This is a genomic window from Herbivorax alkaliphila, from assembly GCF_030848475.1.
Classification (GTDB): domain Bacteria; phylum Bacillota; class Clostridia; order Acetivibrionales; family Acetivibrionaceae; genus Herbivorax.
Window position 1 is genome coordinate 16,440 of the sequence record NZ_JAVDDS010000017.1, and the last position, 12,562, is coordinate 29,001.

Genomic DNA, 12,562 nt, shown 5'->3' on the forward strand with positions numbered 1-12,562 from the left:
AGTCAAATGGATATATTGGTTGGACGTAGACATCAATAAATTTTTAATTGCTTTTAACCGTGCATTTTAAAATGCGACATCAAATAGAAGATATTTTAAAAGTAGCATTGTCCTGTGCTTACATTATTGCTTCATAATTTTAAATCTAAAGTGGAAATAGTAAAAATAGAATAGTGAATCTTCAACTTAACGCATGTAGCAATTGCACCATATATTTTATTTTCAATGTTCTGTAATATAAGTTTATAGTTCTATTTTACATTAAAACAATTAGATAATCAATAAATTTATTATAAATATACAATAGACTATCTAACTAATTAATGTAAAAATAATACACAAACCTGTATATTACAATTTATTTTTATTATAATACACATCATAATTATGTGCAAGTAATAATATTATTTTTTGATTTCTTCCATACCATTCTCTCCTGCCTCAATTGGTTTTTCCTCAGTTGTTTCTTCCTTGATTATTTCTGTCTTATTATCCTCTTCTTCAAAATTGTTTTCCTCGGCTGCTCTTTCCTCATTTACTTCTTCATTGATCGCTTCTGTCTTTTTCTCTTCTTCCTCAAATGTGTCCCCTTCAATTATTTCTTCCTCGGTTGTTTCAAAACAAACCTCAGGTATTTCCTGTTTTGCACCACACATATTACAATAAGCATCTTTACATTCAAGTTCTGCATCACATTCAGGGCAAATTTTAATGTTTTTTAACAACAAAATCTTATCCTTCATAGACTGTATGTTTTCCTTGTATTTCATTATTTCTTCACAAACTTCTTTGTATTCATTGTCTACTGTTTCTTCCGATTCATATAGATTGTATATTCTTTCCCCAATTTTAGCATAAGCCTTTTGAATCTTTTCTTCTTCCGTGTTTATGTTTAGCCCCAACTTAGTAGCTTCAACCATATTACCTGATTTCTTTGCAGCAACTTTAGCAGAATTTGACACTCTTTTAGTAATATCCTTTAAAAAAGTCATAACATTTCCCCCTCTTATTTTCAGTAAATATAATTATATATATATAATATACTATATAGATTGAAAAACCAATAGAAAAATAAATTTTTTAAACTTTTATATTAATATTTTTATCTAATAACTATCTTCTTATTAATTTGTATTATTATCTATTTAATATACCACTTATTTTTCACAAAGTTTCCAAAAGCTTTGTCAGTATTTCCAATATTTTTTATCAGTCGTTTTCATTGCATGCATCTAAAAGATCCTTTATTCTTTTAAACAATTCTTTGTGGTAATTATCTATTTTTTCTATTCCTATTTCATGACTTTTTCTCCATTTTAATAGCCATGAATAATCCTCCTTAATCATCACTTAACATTCTTCCGGTTTTGGGGTTTATGTAGACAAGCCAGTATCCAAATGCTCCATACTGGGAATCTTCTCCCTCAACCTGTGCCCACCTGCACATTTCTCCAAAAGGTTTTTCATCCACCCTATAAAGTCCTGGAATTCCACAGACAACATACCTTAAATCTTTTTTTTCATCTTCATATATTCCTGCTATGATATGTTTGTATTTAAAATGAGCCATCATTACCAGAGGATTGAAAAGTATGGGAATTCGTATATTGAGTTTGTAAAAAATATTGTTTAGGTGTACAGGACTAACTATTTGCCACCATCTGTAATCCTTTCTTTCTACCCTGAAAGGATTGATTTTTTTAAAAGACTGGTCAAAATCCGCAATTAACCTACTAAATACCTCTTTTACATCAATACCTTGAGATTTTTCACCTTCTTTTTTAATATCGGTTTCAGATTTTTTCTCTTTGCTGTCGATACTTTTATCCATAACTTTTGAACTGTTTTTTATTTCAACATTTTTATCATTTTTTTCTTTTTCAAACTTAATAGATTTTTCAACTTCTTTTTTATAAGACTTAAAATTTTTATCTGCAAAAATTTTGTTTTCACTGTCATTTTTAACTTTTTCGGAAGTTTTATTCATATTCTCACATTTATCGCATTCATTTTTTTTGTCCAAACTACCTTTTTCCAAAATGTCTTTTTCCTTTGTTACTTTTTGCCTGCTTAAAAAGTTTTTAAGTTTACCTTTCCAATCTAGCTTTTCTTTTTTATAGGCCGCTAAAGGACATATAATATCATCGTCATCTAATGATTCTGCCACCAAAGCTACAACATTGAAATACTCAATTGGTATACCTGTACCTCCAACATTAGAAGGCTCAAATTTTTTTTGCAATTCTGCTTCTCCTTCTTTTAACTGGATACAGCCAAAGCAAAATGGCACAATGTTTTGTTTATTTACTTTCATAATGTAAAGTTTGTATTTTAAATTTTCAGTTTTTAAGTTAGAAACATGACAACTAAGTCTTCCCCTGCCTTCCCTCACTTCAATTCTTACATATCCTAGTGGATCCTTTTCTTGTTTAAATTCCCTGTCTTCTTTTTTTAACATAAAGAAGGTTTTATAATATTTAATCATTTACATCCCCCCCTACACATTTATATGTCACTTTGAGGGGTACATTACTATTTTAAAAAAATTCATAAGAAAATTAAGGAGAGTTTTCAAATAATAAATTGGCTAGCATTGCAAACTGTTGAATTGAAAGAGTTTCACCTCTTGCATTTTCATCTACCTCAATAATTTTTAATAATTTTTTTATTTGCTCTTTTGACTTATTAAATTCCCCGGCATTATAAAGTGCATTTATCAAAGTCTTTCTTCTCTGTGCAAAAGAACATCTTACCGTCTTAAAAAACATAGCCTTATCTAAGAGCTCCACTGGAGGTTCTTTGTTGATAACAAGCTTTATAACTGTAGAATCCACGTCAGGCTTAGGAATAAAACAGTGGGGGGACACATCAAAAACCTTTTTTGATTTTGAATAATACTGAACAGCAACAGAAAGGGCACCATATTCCTTTCCTCCCGGACTTGCTGCTATCCTCTGTGCAACTTCCTTTTGAATCATAAATACCATCATATCTACTTTAGTATCTTCTTCTAAAAATTTCATTATAATGGATGTAGTTATATAATAAGGAAGATTTGCCACAACTTTTATATTTGAAGCTTTCTCGTCAGATATAAGTGTTTTTATATCTGTTTTCATTATATCCATATTTAAAATTTCAACATTTGAAAAACTGCTCAGGTTATCTTTTAATGCAGAAATAAGATATCTGTCAATTTCTATTGCTATTACTTTTTTAGATCTTTTAGCAAGCTCTGAAGTCATAGTACCAATCCCAGGTCCCACTTCAATTACAACATCATCTTTTGTTATATCTGCACTATCTACTATTTTCTTTACTATATTATCATCATTTAAAAAATTTTGTCCCAGTGACTTTGTTAAACGTATATTGTGCTTTTGAATTATTTCTCTTGTATTTTGCATACTTTTATCTCCAGTATAGATTTAAAACTCTTTCTACTTTATCTTATTCTAAGACTCCACCTTCTATAAGATGGAGTTGAGTCTCCACCTAAAGCCTCGACGTTTAGCTTTAGCTAAACGAGTTCACTAAGTCTTTCGTAGCTTTTTAAAACGAAACCCCACCCTTTAAAAGGTGGAGTTTTATTTTGAGTGAGTCAGTCTCTTAATATGTATACCCTGACATCTCTCACGCCCCAATTTATAACATCTTCCATCTCCTCTTTGTAAAGGTCTATTATATCACCTTTTACAGCACTTCCAATATCAGCCGCCAATGCATATCCATAATCAGGAACATCTCCAACCCCTTCAACATATAGTCTTGTTCCCAGTGGTATAACATTTGGATCCACAGCTACAATTCCAGGTCTCACCTCTATACCTGTATAAGTTATGCCAAATTGCGGGTGATCAGGTGTCTTGCCAGTGCACTGATAAGATGCAGTATATGAAGTAGCCCTCATATCAAGAACATCTGTATACCTAAATTTATCTCCTCTTGAGCTAACATAACTTGCGACAGTTCCATATTCAACAACTTTTTCCGAAGGCTCGGAAATAACGCTTTCATTCATAAGCCTTCGATATACTTCTTCACCATCTTCATATTTAACTGCATATACTTCTTCTATAATACCTTTGCTGCCCTCTTTAACTACTTTTTGCTCTCCTATTTCCATGTTGCCGCATTCTTCTTCTACAACCTCATAGGGTATTGACTTTTCTTCTGCTACCAACTTATGACTCACTCTAACAACCTTCACTTCCATATCTTCCTCTACTTCTTGACTGTATCTAGCACCTTCAATTTTGTCTCCAACGGCAAGATTGACAGGCTCTTCTTTTAATGCCTCACCAACAGTATCTTTTACAGTCATTATTGTTGTTTCTTCCCCATCCACATCAACTATTAAAGGTATAGCTTTTTTTATATCTATAACGTTGGTATTTTTCTTTTGTAATTTGCTTTCTAGAGGTAAGCTGACATAGTCATGTTCACTTATCTCTATTTCATTTTGACCCAGTACTCCTTCAACGGTAGATTTCATTGTACGAACTATAATTACGCTGTCATCATAATTAATAACCACATCTTTACTAAAATAAACACTAGTCCCAACAATCACTGACATAGATATCACAAAAGCCAAAATCATTGCCGCAATCGCTTTTAATGAAACATACCTCCTGATACTTTTACCAAGTAATGGTGACAAATTATCATCCTCCTACTTAAAATATTTTAAGGGCTAAGGGATATTCTATTTCAAATTATTTTTTTTGTCAAATCTTTCTTTCATACCAGCTCAATCCCTTTGTATATAAAGCACACCATTGATTTATTCATATTTTCCCAATTATAATTATACGCTCTTTTCTAGCATTTCAAACGTCATTCACTTAAATTTTAAAAATTTTTTAGATTACAGAAGCTTACAAAACCCAGGGTTTTTGCAAGCTTCTGTAATCTAAAAAAAGAGGGGGGGTTTGAAACCCCCCTCTTTTTATCATTATAAATTTGGCATACCTTGGTACATACCTGCATAATCAGGATTTGACATTCCCTGATGCATACCTGCATAATCAGGATTTGGCATCATCCCATACATCATCATGGGCCAATTCATCATGGGCCAATTCATCATGGGCATATATGGCATTTGAGGCATACCCGGCATACCCGACATGCCCGGCATTTGATTCATATAGGGCATTTGAGGCATACCCGACATTTGAGGCATGTAAGGCATATGCTGTTGCATATGCTGTTGCATATGATGGGGCATGTGATGAGGCATATGATTCATATTAGGCATTTGCCCCATATGTAATGGTGGAAATTGAGGCATTTGAGGATTTGGCAACATATCCGTCATTCCACCTTTTTGATTGGGACTATTTTGCTCAGGCATTCCCCCACCTTTATTAACCTTGTTTTTTTCCATAAAATAACCTCCGATACATATTCTTTTAACATATCACAGCTTTTTAGCTGTAATTAAACTTTTACTCAACTGCTATAGAGCAGCCACACTGCCTTCTCCCATTAAGAAGAACAATATATACTCATTATATGTATCAAAGATTAAATGGTTACTCTAAACCCAAAATTCCTCTAACTAAAACTCCCATGTTTAACTAAAACCGAGGAAAATTACTATATTTTAAATATTTTTTTTGCATTATCAGTTGTTTTTTGTGCAACCTCTTCTAGCTCCATACCTTTTATATCAGCAATCTTTTGTGCAACAAACTTTACATATCCTGAATAATTCCTTTTACCTCTGTAAGGTTCAGGTGCCAAATATGGACAATCTGTCTCAATCAAAAGTCTTTCTATAGGCACATATTCTGCAACTTCAACAGCCTTTCGAGCATTTTTAAAAGTTACTGTACCACCTAATGAAATATAAAAGTTATTGTCCATAACTATTTTTGCCATTTCTACACTGCCAGAAAAACAGTGAAAAACCCCGCCAACCTCTTTAGCTTTTTCATTTTTTACTATATTTAGCACATCTTCATGAGCATCTCTGTCATGTATTATTATAGGTAGCTTTATATCTTTTGCTAAGTTTATCTGCCTTTCAAATACGTTCTTTTGAATGCTTTTAGGCGAAAAATCATAGTAATAGTCAAGTCCTATCTCTCCTATTGCAACTACTTTTTTGTTTTTAGCATAATCTTCAAGAACTTCAATAAACTCCTCATCCATATCTTTTGCATCATGTGGATGAATACCTATTGCAGCATAAAAATTTTCGTATTCATCGGCTAAAGATACAGCTTTTGGTACTGATTCCCTGCTTGAAGATGCATTTAATATATAGCTTACCCCATTTTTAAAAGCCTCTTTTATAATTTCCCGTCTGTCTTCATTAAATTTTTCATCATCATAATGTGCATGTGAATCAAAAAACATAATACTCTCCTATAAACTATATTTTTATATAAACAATGTCAGGAATGGTGAATTTACTTTATTTTGGATCCACTTTCTAGCATTCCGTCCACTGTTGCAAGAACCAGCTGCTTGTCATTTGAAGCAGCAAGCACCATTCCTTGGGATTCAATTCCACGAAGCTTAACCGGCTTTAAATTAGCAACAACTATAACATATTTTCCTATAATATCTTTAGAATCATAATGTTTTGCTATGCCAGCCACTACCTGTCTGGTTTCTTCTCCCACTTCAAGCTTTAGTTTTAAGAGTTTGTCAGCCTTCTCAACCTTTTCGGCTTCAAGAACTTTCCCCACTCTAAGATCTATTTTTGCAAAATCATCTATTGATATTTGTTCTTTTTTGTTACTTTCTTCCATCTTTTTAGAAGCCTTTTCTTTTTTCTCTCTTTCCTTCTTTTCCTTCTTCTCAATTTTTTCAAGTTCCTTCATCTCTTTTTCCAAGTCTATCCTTGGAAATAATGTCTCGCCTTTATTTACAATTGCACCTTCAGGGTAGCTACCCCATTTTTTTGAACTTTCCCATGATGTTTCATCACCATCTGACAACCCAAGCTGGGTCCATATTTTTTCAGGTGTTTCAGGCATAAATGGCTCTATTAAAATTGAAATAATACGAATGCTCTCTGCAAGATTGTACATTACAGCAGCAAGCCTTTCCTTTTTTTCATCATCTTTAGCTAAAATCCAAGGCATTGTTTCATCTATATATTTATTTGTCCTTGAAACGGTCTTCCAGATTTCAGAAAGAGCCAGATTAAATTGAAGATTATCCATAAGTTCCTCAACTTTTTTTGGTGTATTTATTACCATTTCCATTAATTCATCATCAAAATCACCTGACTGTCTTTTATCCGGTATAGTTCCGTTGAAATATTTTTTTATCATTGCAACAGTTCTGCTTACCAGATTACCTAAATCATTTGCAAGGTCAGAGTTTATTCTATTAATTAAAGCTTCATTTGTAAAAACTCCATCAGAACCAAAGGGCACCTCTCTTAAAAGAAAGTACCTTATGGAATCAAGACCATACTTTTCTACAAGTATCACAGGGTCAACAACATTTCCCTTTGACTTAGACATTTTGCCGCCCTCTAAAAGCAGCCAGCCATGTCCATAAACCTGCTTCGGTAGTGGTTCACCAAGAGCCATCAGCATAGCAGGCCATATAATTGTATGAAAACGTACTATTTCCTTCCCTACCAGCTGCACATCTGCCGGCCAGTATTTTTTATAAGCCGATTCATCTTCTGACATATAACCTAACCCAGTAATGTAATTTGAAAGTGCATCAATCCATACATAAACCACGTGATCCTTATCAAATGTCACTGGCACTCCCCAATCAAAGGTTGTCCTCGATACACATAAATCTTCAAGACCTGGCTTTAAGAAGTTATTAATCATTTCATTTTGTCTTGAAACCGGCTGTATAAACTCTGGATTTTCTTCTATATGCTTTATTAACCTATCCTGATACTTGGACAGCTTGAAAAAGTAACTCTCTTCCTTTGTCAACTCAACTTCTCTTCCACAATCAGGACATTTGCCATCTTCTAACTGAGTTTTTGTCAAAAAGGACTCACATGGAGTACAATACCATCCTTCGTACTCACTTTTATAAATATCTCCATTGTCATATAATCTTTTAAATATTTTTTGAACTGCTCTCACATGATAGTCATCTGTGGTTCTTATAAATCTGTCATTTGTTATCTTCATAAGATCCCACATTTTTTTAATTCCTTCAACTATTTCATCAACATGCTCTTTTGGTGTAACACCTTTTGCTTCTGCAACTCTCTGTATTTTTTGTCCATGTTCGTCTGTTCCAGTAAGAAACATTACATCAAAGCCTCTAAGCCTTTTATATCTAGACATTGCGTCTGCAGCAACAGTTGTATAGGAATGACCTATATGTAATTTACCACTTGGATAATATATAGGTGTAGTTATATAAAATTTTTCCCTGCTCATTTTTAAAACTCCTCCTCATAATAATTAAACTAAAACAGAATAAAAATTCACGCTCTAAAAATTCCATTAATACTAATATACATATTTACAAACTTTTTTTCAAGTTATTATATTAACTTATGGTTATCTAATTTATGTGAAGAAGAAAATTCTAGAAACTAAAGTTTTGCAGTTTAGAACATGTAAATACTTCCACATTTTCATTCACTTAAATAATATGCACCGTGAACTTAGTGAACTCGTTTAGCTAAAGCTAAATTTCCCCAGTATAGAGCCTATTAAAATGCTATTTTACATATCCACACTGACACAATCACACTTGTAAAATCTGCTATTAAAGCTGCCAAAAGGGTATATCGAACTTTTTTTACTCCCACAGCACCAAAATAAACAGCAAGGGTGTAAAATATAGTTTCTGTTGACCCCATCATTGTAGATGTAACTCTTCCTATAAAAGAATCTGCTCCATATTCCTTTAATATGTCAGAAACCATTGCCAATGAGGCACTCCCTGAAATAGGACGCATAAACACGAGAGGCAGTGTTTCCGATGGAATATTAAAAAGTCCTGTAATTGGTTTTACTGCATAGATTAAAAGCTCAAGGGCTCCTGATGCTCTAAACACTCCAACGGCAACAACCAGCCCCACTAGTGGAGGAATGATTTTCAAAACAGTTGTTATGCCTTCTTTAGCACTATCAACAAATACATCATATACTTTTACATTCCTATAAAGACCTACCGATAAAATAACTACAAAAATTACAGGTACAGCATATGAAGATATTGCCTTTATAATATCCATATATTGTCCTCCTGATTTATATAATTTTAAAATTTTGTTTAGCTTTGGCTAAACGAGCTATTTCTGCATACAACTGAAAAAATCTTAACCGCCGTTACTCCTGCCACAGTAGCTAAAATAGTTGCAATCCAGATAGTCCCTATTACTTCTGTAGGATTGGCCGAGCCTGCCGCAACTCTTACTGCGACAATTGTGGCAGGTATAAATTGTACACAGCATGTGTTGAGAACTAGAAATGTACTCATAGCATCAGTTGATGTATCCTTATGCCTGTTTAGTTTTTGTAGCTCTTTCATAGCCTTAATCCCCAATGGTGTTGCTGCATTTCCCAGACCTAAAAAATTTGCAACCAAGTTCATAACTATTGCCCCTGTTGCAGGGTGATTCTTTGGTATCTCAGGAAACAAAAATTTTATTACAGGATTTAAAACTTTTGCAATTACCTTTATAATTCCACTCTTTTCTGCTACTCCCATAAGGCCGGTCCACAAGCACATAACTCCTAAAAGCCCTATACTAAGTTCAATTGCACTCTGTGATGACTCCAAAATAGCCTTTGTAACCTCATCAATTCTTCCGTTTATTATTCCAGTAATGATTCCTGCAATTAGCATACCTACCCAAATGTAATTTAGCACGTTGAACCCTCAAATACACAAAGTATGATTCTCTAAAGTAATTATATGGGCTTATATCATATTTATATTACATGTTTCTTTATATTTACTAAACTCATTTAGCTTTAGATAAATATAATTCTTCTTTAAAATTTTTAACATTATGTTGAATGTATGAACAAAATGTAAAATTTAAAAAAATTTTTGACTTTTTTAAAACTTTTAGTTGTTTTTTAGAAGAAATCATGTATAATTATCTTTATAATTGAAAAGGTTTTAAATTCCCTTTAATTAATTGTTTTATATTTTCTTTTTGTGGGAATATATAAAATTAGCATTAGTTATGTTTTAAATTGACATTAAAATTTGTAGTTGTATTTTTTTCAATTTTTTTTAAAAAAAATCTTGACTATAAATGGCATATATGGTATGATTAAAATGCAAAGTTTGTCGAATACTGTAATAATGGAGGAGGATTTATTATGAAATCTACAGGAATTGTAAGAAAAGTTGATGAGCTAGGAAGAGTGGTTTTACCAATTGAGCTGAGAAGAACTCTTGACATCGCTGAAAAGGATGCTCTTGAAATTTATGTTGACGGATCAACTATCATACTTAAGAAGTATGAGCCAGCATGTATTTTCTGCGGTAATGCAAAGGACGTAAGTGTTTATAAAGCAAAAAACATTTGTCCAGATTGTTTAAGAGAGTTGAAGAAATAATTAGACTCTGAAGAGAAAGTAAAAGAAGTTTGACTTTTTGTCAAGCTTCTTTTATTTTGCCAAAATTCCTTTATCTTATTTTGAGACTTCACCTGAATCTGCAATGTTTAGCTTTAGCTAAACTAGTTCTCTTCTTTACTTAGGAATGTCTTTAAAATAAAGCCCTATCCCAAGGACAAAGTCACTATGATTTAACAAGTTTATTATATACATCTCTTTTACTAATACCTCTGTCCTCTGCAACTTTTTTCATAGCCTCTTTTTTTTCAAAACCTTGAGAAATATATACTTGATAGTGCTCCTCTATTTCTACTGCTTCCCATTTGCTCTTTTTTCTTTGTAAAATCTCATCTTTGTCTGCTCCTTCAATTACTACAACAAACTCCCCTCTTGGCTTTTCGTCTTTATATTTTAAAGTTGCATCTTTTAAATTTAAATATATTATTTCTTCATATTTCTTTGTAAGTTCTCTGGCTAAAGCTATTTTCCTATCTCCTAAAACTTTATATACATCATTTAATGTATTAAAAAGCTTATGAGGTGCTTCGTATAACACTATAGTTCTTAATTCTTCTTTTAAAGACTCTATTTTTTCCCTTCTTATTTTTTTATTCATGGAAAGAAATCCTTCAAAAACAAAGCTCTTTGAAGAAATACCTGATAATACAAGCCCCATTATCCCCGCTACTGCTCCTGGTATCATTGTAACTTTAATTTCATTTTTGATACAAAGTTTTACAATATCTTCTCCCGGATCTGAAATCCCCGGGGTTCCCGCATCTGAAATTAATGCTATATTTTTGCCCTCTAAAATCTTTTTGATTAAAAAATCCCCTTTGATTTTTTTATTGTGTTCATAATAGCTTACGAGGGACTTTTTTATTTCAAAATGATTTAAAAGTTTCATTGCATGCCTAGTGTCTTCTGCAGCAATTAAATCAACTTCATTTAACACTCTTACAGCTCTGTATGTTATGTCTTCAAGATTTCCTATGGGAGTAGCAACCAGAAACAACATTCCCTTTGATTCAACTATCTCCATCCCCTCCCCTGCAATAAATTTTATTTATTTCATCTGAAAAAATTCCATGTTCATTATAAACGTACAAAGGCTCCATCATTTTTAATTGAGGTCTTCCATGTTTTATACCTTTAACTAAAATAAGATTTGCTTTTTTCTTTGCCGATGGATGAACAAATCTCATGTATTTAGGCTCTATAGAATACTTTCTCATTAACCATATAATATCAACCAGCCTGTCCGGTCTATGAACCATTGCCAGCTGCCCTTTAGGTTTAAGAAGTTTTTCCGATGCTTTTACAACATCTTCTAATGTACAGAAAATCTCATGTCTTGAAACGGCCTTTGTATTGCTTTCACTCAAAAGACCACCACCTGCATTCATATAGGGAGGATTTGAAACAATTACATTAAACTTAGAAGAACCTAAAATATCAACACTTTTTTTTAAATCACCACATATTATTTTTACTCTGTCGCCAATATCATTAAGTTTTATACTTCTTTTTGCCATTTCCGCCATATCTTCTTGAATTTCAATACCTAAAATGCTTTTAGCCTCAGTCTTTCCTGCAATTAGAATTGGAATGATACCTGTACCTGTACCAAGGTCTACAACAAAATCATTTTTTTTGATATCTGTAAAATTAGCAACTAAAACTGCATCAAGCCCAAAACAAAATGCATCTTCTTTTTGAATAATTTTTAATCCTTTATATTGTAAATCATCTATTCTTTCGTTTTCTTTAATTTTTACATCCATTTTTAACACCTACACCACTTAAAATTCTCTAAAACCCTATGGTTCTAATCTAACAGCTGCTTTCTAGACTAAGTTTTATGTTATTCTAAGTCTCCATCTGAAGCCTCTATGTTTAGCTCTAGCTAAACCAGTTCACTCTAATTATTAGGCACTTAAAAAGGAGTCATAAAAGAGATTTAACCCTTTGACTCCTTTTCCAACTCTTTGTATATTTTAACAAGAGTTCTCTTTTAATCAGATTACTGATGC

At 32.5% G+C, this 12,562-nt stretch carries 13 protein-coding genes; 1 reads left to right on the forward strand and 12 read right to left on the reverse strand.

Annotation, left to right across the window (positions count from 1 at the left end; genetic code table 11):
• Positions 1-404: 404 nt before the first annotated feature.
• From RBH29_RS07925 to RBH29_RS07970, 10 genes are all read right to left on the reverse strand, one after another.
• Positions 405-992, reverse strand: a complete 588-nt coding sequence (locus RBH29_RS07925) for a hypothetical protein (RefSeq protein WP_306696242.1) — start codon at positions 990-992, stop codon at positions 405-407.
• A gap of 217 nt (positions 993-1,209) precedes the next feature.
• Positions 1,210-1,350 (reverse strand): hypothetical protein, encoded by a 141-nt coding sequence (locus tag RBH29_RS07930; protein WP_306696243.1) that lies wholly within the window; start codon positions 1,348-1,350, stop codon positions 1,210-1,212.
• Positions 1,340-2,485 (reverse strand): DUF7922 domain-containing protein, encoded by a 1,146-nt coding sequence (locus RBH29_RS07935; protein WP_306696244.1) that lies wholly within the window; start codon positions 2,483-2,485, stop codon positions 1,340-1,342. The genes RBH29_RS07930 and RBH29_RS07935 overlap by 11 nt, the downstream gene beginning before the upstream one ends.
• Before the next feature lie 73 nt (positions 2,486-2,558).
• Positions 2,559-3,407, reverse strand: a complete 849-nt coding sequence (gene rsmA, locus RBH29_RS07940) for a 16S rRNA (adenine(1518)-N(6)/adenine(1519)-N(6))-dimethyltransferase RsmA (protein ID WP_306696245.1) — start codon at positions 3,405-3,407, stop codon at positions 2,559-2,561.
• Between the two features lie 194 nt (positions 3,408-3,601).
• Positions 3,602-4,663 carry a 3D domain-containing protein gene (locus RBH29_RS07945; RefSeq protein WP_306696247.1) on the reverse strand — a complete coding sequence of 354 codons (1,062 nt, stop codon included), beginning with the start codon at positions 4,661-4,663 and terminating at the stop codon, positions 3,602-3,604.
• Between the two features lie 294 nt (positions 4,664-4,957).
• Positions 4,958-5,392, reverse strand: coding sequence for a hypothetical protein (locus RBH29_RS07950; RefSeq protein ID WP_306696248.1), 435 nt, complete (start codon positions 5,390-5,392; stop codon positions 4,958-4,960).
• Positions 5,393-5,604: 212 nt separating this feature from the next.
• Positions 5,605-6,369, reverse strand: a complete 765-nt coding sequence (locus RBH29_RS07955; RefSeq protein WP_306696249.1) for a TatD family hydrolase — start codon at positions 6,367-6,369, stop codon at positions 5,605-5,607.
• A 53-nt stretch (positions 6,370-6,422) separates the two neighbouring features.
• Positions 6,423-8,384, reverse strand: coding sequence for a methionine--tRNA ligase (gene metG / locus RBH29_RS07960; RefSeq protein ID WP_306696250.1), 1,962 nt, complete (start codon positions 8,382-8,384; stop codon positions 6,423-6,425).
• Positions 8,385-8,662: 278 nt separating this feature from the next.
• Positions 8,663-9,190 carry a spore maturation protein gene (locus RBH29_RS07965; protein ID WP_306696251.1) on the reverse strand — a complete coding sequence of 176 codons (528 nt, stop codon included), beginning with the start codon at positions 9,188-9,190 and terminating at the stop codon, positions 8,663-8,665.
• A 38-nt stretch (positions 9,191-9,228) separates the two neighbouring features.
• Positions 9,229-9,828 (reverse strand): nucleoside recognition domain-containing protein, encoded by a 600-nt coding sequence (locus RBH29_RS07970; protein WP_306696252.1) that lies wholly within the window; start codon positions 9,826-9,828, stop codon positions 9,229-9,231.
• A gap of 461 nt (positions 9,829-10,289) precedes the next feature.
• Between RBH29_RS07970 and RBH29_RS07975 the strand changes: the two genes are divergently transcribed.
• Positions 10,290-10,529, forward strand: a complete 240-nt coding sequence (locus tag RBH29_RS07975) for an AbrB/MazE/SpoVT family DNA-binding domain-containing protein (protein WP_306696253.1) — start codon at positions 10,290-10,292, stop codon at positions 10,527-10,529.
• Between the two features lie 184 nt (positions 10,530-10,713).
• On the opposite strand, the gene rsmI is transcribed toward RBH29_RS07975, so the two are convergent.
• Both rsmI and RBH29_RS07985 read right to left on the reverse strand, forming a co-directional pair.
• A complete protein-coding gene (gene rsmI / locus RBH29_RS07980) occupies positions 10,714-11,571 on the reverse strand; it encodes a 16S rRNA (cytidine(1402)-2'-O)-methyltransferase (protein ID WP_306696254.1) in 858 nt (285 codons plus the stop codon).
• Entirely contained in the window at positions 11,558-12,313 is a 756-nt protein-coding gene (locus RBH29_RS07985; protein WP_306696255.1) for a tRNA1(Val) (adenine(37)-N6)-methyltransferase, read from the reverse strand. The genes rsmI and RBH29_RS07985 overlap by 14 nt, the downstream gene beginning before the upstream one ends.
• Positions 12,314-12,562 lie beyond the last annotated feature (249 nt).